Below are 17014 nucleotides of genomic sequence, written 5' to 3' on the forward strand. Positions count from 1 at the left end.
AAAGAGAAAATAAGAGAAAAACTAAATTCAGAAGAAGGAATCAAACATCGAAAACAACGACCCCAAGATGTAGAAGCCACCTTCGGGCAGATAAAATCCAACCACAACTTCAAAAGGCTACGTCTAAAAGGCTTAGCTAAGGTAGAAATTGAAGTTGGGCTGGCTTGTATTGCCCACAATCTGAGGAAAAAAGCCTATAAAGATGCCCCAAAGAACGAAAAAGTGAAAAATAAACCGCAGAAACAGTCGAAATTGCAAAAAACAACCATTTTATCTTTACCACAACAAAAATTTAGACAAAATCAGCCGCTTGCTGCTTAAAATCAAAGAGACCGTCCCAAAATTGCTTTTGAGACGGCCTCATTTTATTTAGAAAATAATCAATTCCTTTGTGACGTAATATTGATGCTCAAAATTACTAAGCAGGTATTTATTACACTTTGTTAGTAATCAGAAAATTGATAGACTTTTACCCTACTTTAAAAGTTATGATTCAAACGCCCAATTAAAGCCGTGTTGCTTTAATTGGGCGTATTTACATTCCGATAGTAGCTTTTACAACTAGGCCCTTTGAGAGTACAATTTTTCGGATTTTACTTTGCCACTACTACATGTTGACTCAAACGATAGGCTCCCGCCTGCACTTGCAAAACATACATACCTGAGGGCAAAAAATTAGCTTTCAAAAAGCGTTCTTGTTTACCCACATTTACATTGAGGGGCTCTTGTTGAAGTATCCTTCCAGTCAAATCAAGTAGCGATACAGTACCTGTCATGCTAGTTAGGCTTTCAAACTGATAATTGATAACATCACTACGGACAGGATTAGGGGCTACTTGAAGATTGGTAAGAGAGAGTGGCTTTACCGACGAAATGGTGTTGTATTCAAACTTGCATAAAAAAACTTCTCTCCCTTTTAGCGTAATCGTCTTTTGCCAGTTTTGATACGAAAGCTTCACTTCAGTGACTTGGGTATCGGAGGTCGTATAGGGATTTTGGGCCGCAATCAAAATTTCATCTCCTTTGATGGCACCACGCCATAGAGGTGATTTGGTACGTGCCGACTCCACCGCTGGTTGGGGAATGACTAATTCGTAATTTCCTTCAAAAAATCCTTTAAACTGAGACAAGCGGTGCAGTCCCGCAATAAAATGTTCGTAAACTGCATAGTTATCTTGGCGGCTTGCCACGGGGCCTTCCCAAAGCCAAAGCCCTTTGGCGCCTGAGAAAAAAGGAAATATAGCCGTAGCTTCTGCCACAAAGTTTGGCACGAACGGAATAGTGGGATTGAAAGCATCATGGTAGCGAAGCCATACAAAAGGAATCACGGGCTTGTCGGACCAAGCACGATTGGCTTCTACCACAAAGAGCAGATAGGATAAGTAATCTTTACCCAAGGGGGATGTATTGTAATCATAATAATAATAGCAAGAAGGCGTCAGGAAATTGAGCTGATTATAAAACGGCCCTCCTACTTTTCCTGTGATTGTGTCGCGCATCACATGGAGTACCAAATTGGGGTCGGTCGTCCAATCTTTCCAAGGGGTTAGCGTCATGGCAAGCCAATTATTAAAACTACCCCGAATCAACACATCGCTGTAGCTACCCAACTTGGTAGAAGCAGGTGCGAGGGTTCGGAAGTATTCTCCCGGAGCCGCATAGAGCTTTTGAATATCTTTTTTATACCTATCAACAAACTGATTATCAGATAAATTACGATAATTAGCCGGTACGCGGGCATTGGTTTTAATGCCTAGTATTTCGCGGTCGGTATCATGGATTCGCTCAATATCAAACGCCACAATGTCGTAGGCAGGACGGTCAGAACCTTGTGTATCATTAAAAATATTAGCATAGCCACGCAATTGGCTATTCCACGAGTTTCGGTATTGAGTCAAATCATTCCCCCAAGGACTTTCTAGGGTACGCTCTGCCCACGGTTGACTACTTACATCGGTTGCAATATGATACCACGTAATCGCCCTTTTCGTAGCAGGCAATGTGGCCCCTTCATTTCCGGAAAAAGTAGCCAAATGACTAAACCCACGACTCAAAGGCAGCGAGCGGCTATCACCGAAGCGAGGGCCTTCATAAACAAGCGTAAAAGGAAGCGAAAACTCAGGAAATTTTTCCCATTCAATAACGTTATTACTTTCAACAGGCTTCCAAGTCAAAGGTGATGGACAATCTTGCGCAAAAGAAGTGGAAAAACACATCAAAGCCGCCGCAACCAAGCCACATAAATTATATCGCATATCTAAAAATTTATTGATAATTTAAACAACCTAAGCACTTATTTATCAGAACCATAAGCTACAATCAACGAAAACATTTACGCTTTTGAATTAAACAATAATCAGAGAAAAGTGCTAAATTTGGTACCAAATATAACCTGTAAATGAAAGCTATGAAAAAACTAATGTCCATTTGTGCGGTATTGCTCGCGTTTGCTTTGGGAGGTTGTAACCGCCAAAGTAGCGACGTTACGCCCACAGACTCCGAAACTACGACAAGAGTTTTAACGACCAACCCGTGGAAGTTAGACAAAATTACGGATTTGAATGGGAATGTCATCAACCCAAATTTACTTCCCCCCGAAGGAAAAAGCTTTTTTGGGGTAAATATCTTATTTAGTGAAGATAAGACAGTTCGCGCCATTGACCCTATCGCCCGCACAGTGGTCAACGGAGGTTCTTGGGATTTTTTGGATGATGCCAAAGCGCTTAATATAGATTTAGGAAAAGATTTTAAAGGTAAATATCCTATCAATAAGTTGGAACGCTCAAGCATGAGTCTCCGTAACACAATGGAATACAACGGAATAAAATTTGAAGTGAACCTAGAGTTAGTACCTGCGCTATAATCATTTCCTGAATCACCTCACAAGAAAAGGGACGGTCGCTATGACCGTCCCTTTTCTTGTGAAGTATATCTTAAAAACAATTAATCTTTCACTTTGCTCCACCCAAGCGTAGCGACCATCCAATCAGGCAAATGTGTTTGTTTTTTACGCTTTTTGAGATTCAAATAGATGCCGAATTTTTTTAGGATAGGCACACGGTGGGTTTCCACAAACTCAATCAACGTGCCATCAGGGTCTTCTACATACGAGAATCTTCCTGCTGCCTCTCCCATATCAAACGAATCGGCACTATCGACGGTAAAAGGAAAGCCATTTTTTTCACAACGAGTTTTGAGAGCGTCCATATCAAGAGCGTCAAAACACAAATGAATAAATCCAGCATCGCCCCAATCACGGTTTTCAAAAATTTTGCGGGGTTTGCGGTCAAGAGCTTGAACTAATTCGATTTCGATTCCCCCCAATAGCTTTCCAAAAGCTCCGTCTTTGCCCAAATGTTTACGCAACAATACCCTACGGAAACGTTGCTGATGAGCATTCAAAAATTTAAAATCTTCAAAAGTGCCGGTTTTATCATAAACGACTTGGTCAATCTGTAATGTATTGGCATAAAACTTTATGGCTTTGTCAATATCACTTACCCCAATTACAGCGCCACATACGCCCCCCGTCAAGAAACCATTGGGTTTAAACCATGACTCGTTAGGTACGATTTGCAGGGGATTACTACGGCAGTCGTTTAGCCAAAAATAAGGCTGATTTTCGGGCGAATTTACCAGCGACGATTTGGCCTCAGAAGACATCAATTGCCCATGAAATTTTGTTACATCAAGGCTTTTTATTTTGATTGAAAAAATCCCAAGGTCACCCAATTCAGGCACAAAAGAAGGTTCGACAGGAATGCGATTTTTGTACTGCCAAATTTCCACTCCCCCACCTCCTGCCATATTTAAGGCCATAATGGCATGACGACGGCGTACCTCTCCCGATGTATAGTTGGTCATGAGTTTGGCATCCGCTTCATCATTAAAAATTGGCACATTCAATCCCAGCGTTTTTCGATACCATTTCCACACTTCATCGGCATTCGGCACTCCAATCCCCACTTGCTGGATTCCACTAATTAACTTATTCATAGAGGTTAGATGTAAGAAAGTTTGTTAAGTACAAGTTATGTTATTCGATATAAAGAAATATTGTGGTTGTTTCGGCACTACAACCATCTTTCTTTTATTTAAAATCAGAAGACAATTCAGCAACACTATTCCCCCATGCGGCATTGGGAGCTGATTGCATTTTCAACACCAACTCGCCTCCTTGTTCTATTTGCTGATGTGAAATATAAGCTTTATCATACGTTTTTCCATTCAAAACCGCAGAGCCAATATAACAATTTTTGGGAGCGTTGTCCAACACCTTTATTTTAAAGGTGTTGCCTGAGCGAGTTTTAACCGAAATTTCGTCAAAACTAGGACTACCTATGATATAGTACGGTTTTCCGGGACATACTGGATAAAATCCCATCATACTAAATACCAACCATGCCGACATTTGTCCGCCGTCTTCGTTGCCACTCAAGCCTCCTGCACCAGTAGTGTACTCATCGTTGATGAGCTGCCTTACCCACCGTTGAGTTTTCCAAGGTACTCCTGCAAAAGCGTACAAATATACAGTATGATGACCCGGCTCGTTGCCATGCCAATATTTTCCCTGCTCAAACATCGTATCTAATTTTGCCACAAAACGCTCTTTTCCACCCACTTGCTTCATAAGTCCTGCTACATCATGCGGCACAAACCACGTGTACTGCGCAGGCGAGCCTTCCGTAATGTAAGAAGTACGAAGCGCAAAGGGATCTGAGTTTTGACTCCAACGCCCGTCGGCATGTCGGCCACGTGCCCAGCCTGTAGAAGGGTTTATTACATTCTGATAATTCAACGCTCTTTTGCTCAACAAAGTATAATCTTGTTTTTTGCCCAGTGCTTTGGCCAACTGTCCCACACAAAAATCATCATAAGCGTATTCTAGGGTACGAGAGGTTTGTTCGCGTTTATGAAACGCCTGCCACACCGAGTCTTCAAGAGGTACATAGTTGTATTTCAAATAACTATCCAAAGCGCGGCGGCCTTTCCCCGCTTCATAGCTTTTGGGATCGGGGTTTGGCACAAAAGCATTTTTACGAAGATACAAATAAGCTTTTTCTACGTCAAATTTTCTGACTCCTTTCACATACGCATCGGCCATTACGGCACCCACGTGGTCACCAATCATAGCAGCTGTGTAATGATTCCAACACGGAAAGATGGGCATCCAACCACCCTGCTCGGCTTTGACTACAAGCGATTGCATAAAATTAGCTGAGCGCTCCGGCTGTAGCAGCACATGTAGAGGCATAGCAGCACGAAAAGTATCCCAAAGACTAAAATCACAATAGTAATCAAAGCCGTTGGTCTTCTGAATTTGGTCGTTTTCTGCAAACCCAGGATAACTACCATCCACATCCGAAAAGAGACGGGGAGTTTGTTTGGTATGGTAGAGGGCAGTATAAAATTTCACTTTGTCAGACTCATTTCCCTGCACTAAAATTTTGTCTAGTTCCTGATTCCAAGCTTTTTCGGCTTGTTGTTGGGTCGAGACAAAATCCCAATCTTTTATTTCAGCCAATAGATTCTTTCTCGCTCCTTCGACATGGGCAAAAGAAGAGCCTACTTTCACCTTTACTACCCGATTGGAGTTGAGATCTATCTCTACAAAACCACCTACATTTTCACCTTTTTTAGTCCCTTTGGCTAGCTTTTGCCCTTTTTTTACATCGTTAGATTTCCATACACCATATGATTTAAAGGGTTTTTCGAAGGTAATCACATAGTACCCACTAAAACCAGCCGATTGGCCATTGCCTTGATAAATACGGTGCACGGGATTAGTAACGATGATTTCTTGTCGCTCTGGATTGATTTCTACGGTTCCTTCTCCTTCATCGCTGTTAGGCTCAATGAGAATATAGGCGGGTTCATTTTTGCGAAAAGTAAACTGAAGAAAACCTGTCCGCTGCGCCCCTGTCAATTCGGCTTTGATGTCCAAATCTTGTAATTCGACACTATAATATGCCGGCGTAGCAACTTCCTGACTATGCAAATAAGTCGAAGCCCTTTCAGCTGGACTAACTTGGAGATTTCCCGCAAAAGGCATGATTGTCAGGCTACCATAGTCCTGTACGCAACTACCATTGAGCCAATGAGTCCCTCGAAAACCATTGATTTTGGTATCGTTATAATAATAGGGAGCAATGCACTTTGTTTCGGTAGCTCGGGTCTGTGGTGTCCAAGTAGTCATGCCATGAGGCCACCCGATAGCAGGCGAAATCTGCCCTCTTAGCTCACTTGCCGCTTCACTATGTCGGCGGGCACTTTCGGTAGCTGCTGGTGCCGAGCCTATCAGCGGATTGACATATTGAATAGGCGTTTTTTGGGCAAAACAAGGAAGGGTAACAAACAAAAAGTAACAAAAACGGTTCATGAAAATGGCTTTAACCATAAAAACAACAAGATTCGGTTTCTTTACTGTAAAGGAAATTAATTTGAAACCTGAATTTTCTCAAATTTAGATGATTCTTAAAAAAACCTTCTGATTTGTATTTAAGCAATGTCTTCTGATGCTCTCCTCTATCAAGCCTATGTCTGACGTCTCCGAAGTCGAGTGTTTATTATAAGAAAATGCTGTTAGTAGAATAATAACTTCGGAGAAGTCAAATTTAGTTTTCGCCGATAGCCTTCATAAAATCTTCTACGTATTGCTCTCCTACTGGAATAATCGCCTCTCCGATATGAATTTTAAGATTACGAACCGATTGAATTTTGTCAAGAGATACAATATATGATTTATGAATCCGCATAAAATCTTGAGAAGGCAATTTTTGCTCTATTCCCTTCAGAGTCATGCGGGTAATCACCGGATGCCTCGCCGACGTCACGTATATCTTAACATAATCTTTAAGACCTTCGATATACATAATTTCATCATATCTAATCTTGACAAGGGCATAATTAGCATTCACAAAAAAATGAGTCGCCGTAACTTCCACCGGAGTTTGTTGGCGCAATCTAAACAACTCATAAGCACGGTTAGCGGCTTTCAAAAAGCGTTCGAAAGCGACAGGTTTGAGCATATAATCGACCACATCCAAATCAAATCCCTCAATGGCATACTCTTCATAAGCCGTGATAAGAATCACCATAGGAGAGGAAGATTGGCCTTGTAGAGATTTCAAAAATTGAATTCCGGTAATGCCTGGCATTTGGATGTCAAGAAAGAGTAAGTCAACAGTCTGTTCTTGTTCATGAAGCAAATCCATGACCTCAAAAGCATCGTGACAACTACCCACCAATTCTAGAAAAGGAACTTGTCGAATATTATCTTCCAACAGTTCGAGGGCTAAGGGTTCATCATCAACGGCAATACAACGTAGTTTTTGCATAGGTTTACTTCAAAATAATTTCTAAATCAGTTATAAACATACTTTTATCCTTTGAGATTTTTAGGGTATGTGTATCAGGATAAAGTAATTCCAAACGCCTCTTGACATTGGCCAATCCAATCCCTGAGCTATTGTCTTTACTACCGCTAAATTCACTATTATAGCGATTTTGTACTCTAAATCTTAATTTTTTTGACTCAGTAGAAAGGGCAATTTGGATAGCAGGCTCTTTGATAAGCCCAGTGCCGTGTTTGAAGGCATTTTCCACAAAGGGTATCAGAAGCATGGGCTCTAAAGCCATGCCTTGCAGTAGCGCATCAAAATCCATATCGACTTTTACCTTGTTGCCAAAACGCATCTGCTGTAGCTCTACGTAGCTTTTAAGGTAGTTGATTTCTTTGTCGAGGGGGATTTTGGCATCATCAGAATCATAGAGCATATATCGAAGCAAATCCGACATTTTTACAATCATAGGCTCCAACAAATCCGATTTTTTTCGTGCCAAAGCCGCCAAACTATTCATGAGATTGAACATAAAATGCGGGCTAATTTGCGAGCGCAAAAAAGATAGTTCAGACTGAAGGCGGGCTTTTTCACGCTCATTTTGAAGTCTATGCTCTCGTTGGTAATCACTCAAAAGCTGAAAACAGGTACTAATCCCAATCACCGAAATCAACGAATAAAAAGTAGAATACGTAAACCATGTACGAGGTGCAAAGCCCATCAACCAATACCTAAAAAAATAGGTAATGGTAAGTACCAAAATCAGGGTCACTAAGATGATTAAAAGATAGATTCCTAACCCATGCTTTTTAAAAACTTTGGGAAGTAAAATTTCGGAATTACAGTAAAACAACAATACCGAAAAAAACTGTCCAAAATAAAAAGTCAATTGCCATATCCGATCACGCTGCTCAGCCGTAAGCCTGGGTTGGCTATCCACTGAGGGCTGCTGCGACTGTATCAGAATAAAAGGCAAGAAAATAAAACAGGCCCAAAAGAAAATATGAGTAACGACCACTAGTACTTGTCGCCATCGGATTTTTCGGGTGGAGGTCGGTAACGAAAGAGTTTGATTAACTAGGCTCTGGGATAACATACTTATTCAATTAAGATAAGGAAGGAGGTAAAATACCTGCCGAGAGACATTTTCTAGCAAGTATATATTTTTTAAATCTTTATTCTATTAATTGAAAGTTAGTAAAAGTTTAAATACCGCTTACCTACGAAGCGACGTTTCGCTCAAATTTTTAGACGAAATTAGCTCTCAGTTATCCCAACTCTACTAATTTCCGCTGATGAGGTTGCTTCATTTTTTCAGGAATGACGGCCAATATTTCGGCTTTCATAGCCTCAATAGGCCCGCGCCGCAAATGATGCCGTAGCGTGACTAGGCTCACTTCTCTTATCGGTTTAGGGTTGTGAAACTGTCTCACTTGTTGAAGTTGGGTCTCTGACAAGTCGGTCAGCGACAGTTCAGGCAGGATTGTGACTCCCCCATACGACTCTACCATGCGCTTGAGCGTTTCGATACTCCCGGATTCATATTCAAAATTACGATTTACAGGGTTTTGCTTCCTGAGCTCGCAAATATTGAGGATTTGCCCTCGAAAACAATGCCCCTCTTCTAAAAGCCATAGACGACTCAAGTCAATATCTTCTGAAAGCAAAAACTCTTTTTGATAAGCAATCTCATTTTCAGACACATACGCCACAAATTCTTCGTAAAAAAGCGGTTCTTCAAAAACCCTTTCATCGTGCAGTGGTGTAGCCACAATCCCCACATCAATCAAATCCTTGTTCAATTTCGCCAATAAATTCTCGGTCGTCAGTTCTTTGATTTTGACTTTAACGTGAGGATATTTTTGGATAAAATTAGCTAAGAAAAGAGGCAGAAGGTAAGGGGCCAAAGTGGGGATAATCCCTATTCGTATTTCACCCGCTACAATTCCCCGATGCTCATCCACAATCTCACGGGTTTTGAGGGCTTCTCTTAGTAATACCCTCGCTTGACGAATCACGGCCTCTCCGATTTCGGTAGGTACTACGGGCTGCTTGCTACGGTCAAAAAGTTTTACGCCCAATTCGTCCTCTAATTTTTGGATTTGCATACTAAGCGTGGGCTGCGTTACAAAGCAATTTTCGGCTGCCGTGGCAAAATGCCGATAAGTATCTAAGGCTACTAAGTACTCAAGTTGTACAAAAGTCATATTCAATTCTCCTTTATTTCGTCAACTCTTGATAAAGTTGATTATTTAAAACAAAGATAGACATATTCTACATTTGGGGCTCTAAATACTCACTTCTCACCCTGTACGACGCGCACTCTTACCAGCATTCGTAATCCTTAGCCGACTATTTTAGTCAACCTTATCGTACAAATATCCCAAAACGAAAAACAAAATAATCACTAATTTATCTAATAATTATGCTAAATTTAAACCTTATTGTACCTTTACCCGACAAGAAGTTTTGAGGTTTAAGTAATAATCGTTCATAGGATTTGTAGTAATGATAGACAACGACTACCTAATCAAACAACTTTCAAATGGGTGCGAACAATCGTTTAGATTGCTCTACGAACGCTATTTTGCATGCGTTTATCGAACGGCTAATAAGTACCTTCATTCTGAAAATCTTGCGCAAGATGTAGTCCAAGAAGTATTTACCAAGATATGGCTCAATCGCACCTCACTCACCGATATACAAAACCTTGAAAGCTATCTGGTAGTGATGACCAAAAATCATACTTTCCGTGAATTGAAAAAAATAGCCTTCGAACAGCACCAACAACAAACTTACTTATCGCAGCTTGAGTTAGACACCAACTTCACAGAAGTGACCCTCGACTCCCAACAACTCGACGAGCTGCTGTTGGAAGCAGTCGAACAGCTTCCTCCCCAACAAAAAACGGTCTTTATTTTAGGCAAGATGCAAAACATGAGCCACGAAGACATCGCTCATCACCTCAACCTGTCTCAAGGAACTGTTAAAAATCACATGGTGAGAGCGCTTAAATTTGTCAGAAAACACCTAGCTCCCCATTTAGCTTCTTTTATCCTCCTTCATTTTTTTTCTAATTAAAAAAATCGGGCAGCGACACAAAGCCCCAATTGCTCTCATTTTCTGACACTTACCCATTCCTCTTTGTTACTAAAAGCAGGATAAATAAAATATTTTCAAAAAAAAGTCAAATTCGACTGTCCCTTCCTCCCTTCAATATGACTCTAAGGGATATATTAGAATAACACCAACTATTCTCAATAAAAGTACACACCTATTTTTACCATATTTGACCTATACCATGATGAAAGAAAGATTTATTTACTTATTAGACAAGCATAAAAACAAAACCCTCTCTGAGACCGAAAAAACGGAACTCATGGGCCTGCTTGTAAGCAATCAATTTGACGAAATTCTCCAACGTGACATTGCCCACACCCTCACAAACGAGTTATCTCAGCCAGTTCTGAATCCTCCCAAAGAGCTTGATTCGGAACGAATAATTCAAGAAATTCTGACACAGCACCCTAGCGCTTCCACACAACCGCTTCCTGTTCAGAAACGCTTATCTTATTTTTGGTGGGCAGCAGCGGCGGCGATTGTTTTGGGCTTAGGAATATACCTCCGAATCCAATCACCTCCGAATCAACCAATTGCCCAACAAACACCTCCACCAACACCTCAAAAATTCACTTATACCAACAAAGAGTTTATCTATTTGCCAGACGGAAGTACAGTACTCCTCAATTCTGAAAGCACGCTTACTTACTTCAACAACTTCAAAAATCAACGCGAAATATTTTTGAGTGGTGAGGCATTTTTTGACATAAAAAAAGACCCCTTACATCCATTTATCATACACACCGGCGATATCACAACCAAAGTTTTAGGAACTGCTTTTAATATCAATTCTCACAATGACAAAGTCATCGTAACCGTGACTAGAGGTATGGTCCAAGTGGAGAAGAAAGATAAAATTTTGGGAATATTAAAACCCAATCAGCAAATCTCCGTCAATAAGAAATCGGCTGATTTTCAGCAGCAAAGTATCCAAGCAGAACAATCCCTTACTTGGAAAGCCAACAGCTTAATCATGGATGACATCACTTTTACGGATGCCATTCATCTTTTGGAGAAACGTTTCAAAACATCTATTAAAATCGAAAATACCGAAATCAATGATTGCCGTATCCGAGCGTCCTTTCTTAACGACGAAAGCTTAGACGAAATCCTGACGCTCATTTGTGGAGCACGCCAAGCCGAATTTGAGCGAGACAAAGACCAGATTATCATTACGGGTGGCTACCCTTGTAAATAAGACATTCTCTAACCTTTAAAAAATTACTAACTCTCAAACGTCAAATTGCCTATGTAAAACCCAAGTGCCGTTTCCCTACCCAATAAAAAAAGGCCATCTGAGGTAGGAGTCAGATGACCTGCGTCATTAAGTAGTCCAAACAACTATTAAAAACAAACAAAGTTATGCATTTATTTTTATCCAAATTCAGGATAGAGACAAATACTCTATGCTCTGAAAAAAAACGAAAAACCCTTCGATTTGTCATGCAGGTAAGTTTAATCAATTTAGCACTCCTGTTGTGTACGATGCAAATGCTGATGGCATTTGACAGTAAAGGACAAAAGCTGGCGGATAGAATCATTCAGTTTGAAGCGCAAAAAGCGAGCCTTTCTCAAGTATTGAAAGACATTGAGAAAAAAACGCAACTTTCGTTCGTATTGCCTGTCGAAGAAGTGGAAGCTATCAGAGACATTACGATTTACAAAGGTGTCCACAATGTACAAGATATATTGACCACTGCTCTCAAAAACACCAGACTTTCGTTCAGGCAAGTCAACGACAAAATGGTACTCATCTACGTAAAAAGTAAAAATCAAGCCAAACGCCTAGAAGAGTCTATCACGGTGCCGAGTATTGAAACAGTCAAATACATAGATATTACTATTACGGGAAAAGTAACCGATGATAAAGGAGAAGGGTTGCCCGGCGTAAGTATCGTCCAAAAGGGTACCACCAAAGGTACTGTCACTAGTCCTTCGGGCGAATACAGCATTTCGGTACCAGATGGTAATGCCGTCTTGGTGTTTTCGTACGTTGGATACCTAACGCAGGAAATCGAAGTAGGCAATCGCACCGTCTTAAACGTCACCTTCAAAGCCGATGAAAAAGCCCTGCAAGAGGTAGTAGTAGTAGGGTACGGAACAGCCAAAAAGCGGGATGTGACGGGTGCCGTTGTGAGAGCCAATATTGAGTCTTTTAGCGAGTCACCCAATGTCAGTATTTTACAATCCCTCCAAGGAGCCGTACCCGGCCTAAACGTTGGGGCTGTGACTCAAGCAGGTAGCGACCCTTCTATCTCTATCAGAGGACGAAACTCCATTTCTGGCGGCACTTCTCCCCTCATCGTTTTGGACGGTATCATCTACCGAGGCAATTTAGTAGATATCAACCCCAACGACATCGCTTCTATTGATGTACTCAAAGATGCTAGTGCGGCGGCTATTTACGGTTCGCAGGCAAGTAATGGCGTGATTTTGATTACTTCCAAAACCGGCAAAAACCAGAAAAAACCGACCATTGAATACAGTACGTCGTATTCGATTCAGCAAGTCTCAAACAAAGCCATGCTACCTGAAGATGGTGCTGGGTTTATTCGCCGTATTGGTGATCGCTTTCTGAACGAGAGCCGCACTGGCACCGATATGCTTACCATGAATCCCAAGTGGGATCCTACCAGCAAATTTTTTGGTCCTGATATTTTGGCAGGGTATCAAAATGGAGTGGAAACCAATTGGTGGAATTTGCTGACCAACAAAAACCCCTCTATCAAAAACCACAACGTAAGCATCAGTGGTAGAAGCGACTTGAGTTCTTATTTCTTTTCGTTGGGATATACCAATCAAGACAATATAGTCATCAATGATAGCTACAAACGCTACAATTTTCGTATCAACCTTGATACCAAAGTTACGAATTGGATGAAAGTAGGGATACAATCCTTTATGGGAATTAGCAACTACTCCAATGTATCTCCTTCGGTGGGCAATGTCATTCAGCTTCCTCCCCAAATACCTTACTTAGACGCCAATGGGGGATACATCCTACAACCTTATCGAGGGATTTTAAATCCTTTTTTACAAATGGACCAAGATAACCTCGATAAACGCAACAATTTATTTGGGTTGATTTATGCCGATATCAATATCCCTTTTATCAAAGGGCTTAGCTATCGCCTCAATTATTCACAAAACCTGATAGAGGGCAAAACCTATAATTTTAATTCATACGCCCAAAACTTTACGGGAGAAGCGTCGAAGCTCAATTCATCCCAACATTTAATGACCCTCGACAATATCGTCTCGTATCAAAATACCTTTGGAGACCATGCCCTCAACGGAACCTTTGTGTATGGTATTGAGCAAAGAAGTTTTGAAAACACGACGGCTACTGCTATCCAATTTGCCAATAATATCCTTGGTTACAACAAACTGGATGCGGGTCAGGCAGGTTTGCAAACTACCAATTCTACGGCTTGGAAAGAGTCTAGCCTTTACCAAATGCTAAGGCTGAGCTATACTTACAAAAACAACTACATCCTCACGGCCACTGTACGAAAAGACGGCTTCTCTGGATTTGGTCCCAACAACAAATTTGGGGTCTTTCCCTCGGCGGCTTTTGCTTGGTGGCTAAGCGAAGAACGTTTCATAAAAGACAACGTTAGGGTGATTGACGAGCTCAAACTACGGGTATCTTATGGTGTCAACGGAAACAGAACCATAGATCGTTATCAAACCTTAGCCAAAATTGGCTCTTCTGTAGCCAATGGCTATTTGTTTGGGGATGGCGCTGCTGCTCAGATTGGCCAAAATATGACTAGCCTTGCCAATAGCGACCTTAAATGGGAATCTACCCGTTCGCTCAATATTGGAGCCGATTTTTCTTTATTTAAAAATCGCCTATCAGGAAGTTTTGAATATTATAATTCCAATACCCACGACTTGCTTTTTAATATCAATATCCCTTCTCTCAATGGTTTTACTTCTACTCCGACCAATATCGGGAAATTAAAAAACAATGGTCAAGAAATCACGCTCACAGGAGTACCTGTGCAGAAAAAGGATTTTCGGTGGGATGTAACATTCAATTTTGCCCGCAACCGCAACAAAGTAATGAGTATTCTAGGGCTTGACAACAACAAAGACGGTAAAGAAGATGATTTGATTTCTTCCAAAATCTTCATCAATCATCCTTACGGAGTGGCTTACGATTTCAATATTATAGGCATGTGGCAACTAGCTGATAGAGAGGCGGGGCTTATTCCGAGTGGTTTTACCTATGGGACTTATAAAGTTGAAGATATCAACGGCGACAAAGCCTACACCGCCGCCGCCGACCGCAAAATTCTGGGCTATACCGACCCTTCATATCGTTTTAGTATTTTCAATACCCTCAAATACAAAGATTGGGAGTTTAAGTTTTTCATAAATTCAATTCAAGGTGGGAAAAACTATTATTATGGACAACCCGGCTCTTCTCTTGCCAATCCAGATAATATTTATGGTTCCAATTTGTTTAAATTTGACTATTGGACTCCCGAAAACCCCAATGCCCGCTACCGCCAAATCGGATATTATACCGTGGCTCTGGGCGAAACATTCTCACCTTATATCCAGCGAAGTTTTGTAAGATTGCAAGACGTAACCCTCTCCTATTCAGTGCCTAGAGTATGGCTTCAAAAGGTAAAACTCAATCGAGCTAAGTTATTCTTAAATGGCAAAAACTTAGTAACTCTTAGCGATTGGGATGGCTGGGACCCTGAGACTGGCTCTGGGCTTGATGTATCGGCCTATCCTCTTCTTCGAAGCTACACCGTAGGTTTAAACATTGAATTTTAAAATACTTTACTCATGAAAAAAATAGCTTTTTATATATGCATCTTGCTTCTAGGAAGCACGATTTCTTGTAATGAGAAAACATTTCTCGAAGAAGAACCCTTGGATTTTTATACCCCTGGCAATTCCCTAGAAAACCGACCACAATTTGAAGCAGCGATTAATTACCTTCACAATCGACTGAGATTCACCTTGTTTGGCGGAATCAACTTAGACGCCAACTTTGCATTTCGCTATGCCACGGATTTTGCGGTCAATGGCACCGATTATAATCCAGCCGTAAAGCTCAATGATTATAAAAACACCATGGTTCCTACTTTCAACGTTCCGCAGGTTATTTGGGAGGCTCTTTATGTCATCATTTCTAATGCCAACGTCGTCATAGACCGCGCTCCCGCTTCTAGCAAACTATCGGAGACAGAAAAGAAGTCATTTCGGGCACAAGCTTTATTTTTTAGAGCATGGTCTTACAAAATACTGGCTAATCTCTTCGGAGGTGTACCTTTGGTAATAGAAGAAATCAAAGTTCCTCGCCGCGACTACGTCAGAGCTACCCGCGACGCAGTCTATTCCCAATGCAAAACTGATTTGGAGGAGGCCATTGCTAGCCTTGGAAACGTGGACCAAGTAAAAGACGGAGCCGTCAACAAACAAGCTGCCCAGCACCTTTTGACTGAAATTTACATTTCTTTGAAACAGTACAATGAGGCAATCAATACCGCCACCCAAGTAATCAATTATTCAGGTGTAAAACTCATGACCGAGCGTTTTGGCCGCCATGCCAATCGCCCAGGTGATGTGTATCGGGATCTTTTTGAAGCCAATAATTTCAATCGAAGTAGCGGGAATCGCGAAGGACTATATGTGATACAGTCTGATTACTTAAATCCAGCCTCTACCCAAAGAGATATTATTCAATGGGCGCTGATTCCCAACATGGGAAGCCTCACTATCCGCACAAAAGTAAATGGAGTCGAACAAAGCGTATCTGCTATCAAAGCATTCAACGACAAACTAGCCGGTCGAGGAGTAGGCTGGATGCGCCCCACCTCTCACTTTTTGTACAATATTTGGCAAAACAGTAAAAACGATATTCGTAATTCTGAATACAATATCATCAGAGATTTTCAAATCGATGGTGTCGCACCTACCTCGCCAGATTATGGAAAGTGGTATGTTAAAGATGGATACAAAGCGAAGGTGGTCAATTTTGGAGACACTATCCGTAACTGGTTTCCAATTTTGAAAAAAGTGACAATGTCGGAAGGCGATTTCCCTGACCAAGTCGTCAGCAAAGATGCTTCGGGCAATGCTCTCGTTTCTCCTTTTGGTGGCAAACTCTTGCTCAATGCTAGTCAAGATATGTTTAGAGACCAATACCTGATGCGTTTGGCCGAAACCTACCTCTTAAGAGCCGAAGCCAATATTTTAAAAGGTGATAATGCGGCGGCGGCAACCGATATCAATGTGATTAGAGCCAGAGCCAAGACTTCTCTCATTACGGCAAGCGAGGCTACCCTTGATTTTTTACTGGACGAACGTCTGCGAGAATTGTACGGTGAAGAACTCCGCATGGTGACACTCACCCGCATGGGCAAACTTTTTGAACGTACCAAAAAATACAATGAAAAATCAGGCCTGTCCATTGAGGAATATCATAATCTCTGGCCGATTCCGTATTCGGAAATAGAACGGAATGTGAATGGTAAAATCGAACAAAACCCTGGCTATAATTAGCACCATTTTGCCCCTGAGAGACCATG

12 protein-coding genes are annotated in these 17014 nt (G+C 41.3%); 6 read left to right on the forward strand and 6 right to left on the reverse strand.

All coding sequences use genetic code 11. The features are described 5' to 3' along the window. The coding region (locus G563_RS39215) for a transposase (RefSeq protein WP_211235280.1) at positions 1 to 321 on the forward strand (321 nt) is incomplete at its 5' end. A gap of 272 nt (positions 322 to 593) precedes the next feature. Here G563_RS39215 and G563_RS34945 read toward each other — a convergent pair. Beyond that, on the reverse strand, positions 594 to 2255 hold the full coding sequence (locus tag G563_RS34945; RefSeq protein ID WP_051211013.1) for a T9SS type A sorting domain-containing protein: 1662 nt from the start codon (positions 2253 to 2255) through the stop codon (positions 594 to 596). Between the two features lie 152 nt (positions 2256 to 2407). On the opposite strand from G563_RS34945, the gene G563_RS0115875 reads away from it, so the two are divergent. Further along, positions 2408 to 2863: a hypothetical protein gene (locus G563_RS0115875; RefSeq protein ID WP_157585374.1), complete on the forward strand. Its 456-nt coding sequence runs from the start codon at positions 2408 to 2410 to the stop codon at positions 2861 to 2863. A gap of 80 nt (positions 2864 to 2943) precedes the next feature. Here the strand turns inward: G563_RS0115875 and G563_RS0115880 are convergent, their stop codons facing one another. The 5 genes from G563_RS0115880 to G563_RS0115900 form a co-directional block, all read right to left on the reverse strand. Then, positions 2944 to 3996 carry a VOC family protein gene (locus tag G563_RS0115880; protein ID WP_028666183.1) on the reverse strand — a complete coding sequence of 351 codons (1053 nt, stop codon included), beginning with the start codon at positions 3994 to 3996 and terminating at the stop codon, positions 2944 to 2946. Between the two features lie 94 nt (positions 3997 to 4090). Then, positions 4091 to 6379, reverse strand: coding sequence for a GH92 family glycosyl hydrolase (locus G563_RS0115885; protein WP_051211017.1), 2289 nt, complete (start codon positions 6377 to 6379; stop codon positions 4091 to 4093). A gap of 235 nt (positions 6380 to 6614) precedes the next feature. Beyond that, positions 6615 to 7337, reverse strand: coding sequence for a LytR/AlgR family response regulator transcription factor (locus G563_RS0115890; RefSeq protein ID WP_028666185.1), 723 nt, complete (start codon positions 7335 to 7337; stop codon positions 6615 to 6617). A gap of 4 nt (positions 7338 to 7341) precedes the next feature. Further along, positions 7342 to 8436: a sensor histidine kinase gene (locus G563_RS0115895; RefSeq protein WP_063828413.1), complete on the reverse strand. Its 1095-nt coding sequence runs from the start codon at positions 8434 to 8436 to the stop codon at positions 7342 to 7344. Between the two features lie 172 nt (positions 8437 to 8608). Continuing rightward, positions 8609 to 9547, reverse strand: coding sequence for a hydrogen peroxide-inducible genes activator (locus G563_RS0115900; RefSeq protein WP_028666187.1), 939 nt, complete (start codon positions 9545 to 9547; stop codon positions 8609 to 8611). A 301-nt stretch (positions 9548 to 9848) separates the two neighbouring features. On the opposite strand from G563_RS0115900, the gene G563_RS0115905 reads away from it, so the two are divergent. The 4 genes from G563_RS0115905 (at position 9849) to G563_RS0115920 (ending at position 16988) form a co-directional block, all read left to right on the forward strand. Beyond that, positions 9849 to 10421, forward strand: a complete 573-nt coding sequence (locus G563_RS0115905; RefSeq protein WP_028666188.1) for an RNA polymerase sigma factor — start codon at positions 9849 to 9851, stop codon at positions 10419 to 10421. A 220-nt stretch (positions 10422 to 10641) separates the two neighbouring features. After that, positions 10642 to 11658, forward strand: coding sequence for a FecR family protein (locus G563_RS37060; protein ID WP_084650881.1), 1017 nt, complete (start codon positions 10642 to 10644; stop codon positions 11656 to 11658). Between the two features lie 245 nt (positions 11659 to 11903). Then, on the forward strand, positions 11904 to 15254 hold the full coding sequence (locus G563_RS0115915; protein ID WP_051211015.1) for a SusC/RagA family TonB-linked outer membrane protein: 3351 nt from the start codon (positions 11904 to 11906) through the stop codon (positions 15252 to 15254). 12 nt (positions 15255 to 15266) lie between these two features. After that, entirely contained in the window at positions 15267 to 16988 is a 1722-nt protein-coding gene (locus G563_RS0115920) for a RagB/SusD family nutrient uptake outer membrane protein (protein WP_028666191.1), read from the forward strand. The last annotated feature ends 26 nt before the right edge of the window (positions 16989 to 17014 follow it).

The sequence above is a fragment of the Runella zeae DSM 19591 genome, assembly GCF_000423565.1.
GTDB classification, from domain to species: Bacteria; Bacteroidota; Bacteroidia; order Cytophagales; family Spirosomataceae; genus Runella; species Runella zeae.

Coding starts and splice junctions, on each gene's coding strand:
- G563_RS0115880 (WP_028666183.1), bottom strand. CDS start 3,996: ATGAATAAGTTAATTAGTGGAATCCAGCAAGTGGGGATTGGAGTGCCG.
- G563_RS0115915 (WP_051211015.1), top strand. CDS start 11,904: ATGCAGGTAAGTTTAATCAATTTAGCACTCCTGTTGTGTACGATGCAA.
- G563_RS34945 (WP_051211013.1), bottom strand. CDS start 2,255: ATGCGATATAATTTATGTGGCTTGGTTGCGGCGGCTTTGATGTGTTTT.
- G563_RS0115905 (WP_028666188.1), top strand. CDS start 9,849: ATGATAGACAACGACTACCTAATCAAACAACTTTCAAATGGGTGCGAA.
- G563_RS0115875 (WP_157585374.1), top strand. CDS start 2,408: ATGAAAAAACTAATGTCCATTTGTGCGGTATTGCTCGCGTTTGCTTTG.
- G563_RS0115895 (WP_063828413.1), bottom strand. CDS start 8,436: ATGTTATCCCAGAGCCTAGTTAATCAAACTCTTTCGTTACCGACCTCC.
- G563_RS37060 (WP_084650881.1), top strand. CDS start 10,642: ATGATGAAAGAAAGATTTATTTACTTATTAGACAAGCATAAAAACAAA.
- G563_RS0115920 (WP_028666191.1), top strand. CDS start 15,267: ATGAAAAAAATAGCTTTTTATATATGCATCTTGCTTCTAGGAAGCACG.
- G563_RS0115890 (WP_028666185.1), bottom strand. CDS start 7,337: ATGCAAAAACTACGTTGTATTGCCGTTGATGATGAACCCTTAGCCCTC.
- G563_RS0115900 (WP_028666187.1), bottom strand. CDS start 9,547: ATGACTTTTGTACAACTTGAGTACTTAGTAGCCTTAGATACTTATCGG.
- G563_RS0115885 (WP_051211017.1), bottom strand. CDS start 6,379: ATGAACCGTTTTTGTTACTTTTTGTTTGTTACCCTTCCTTGTTTTGCC.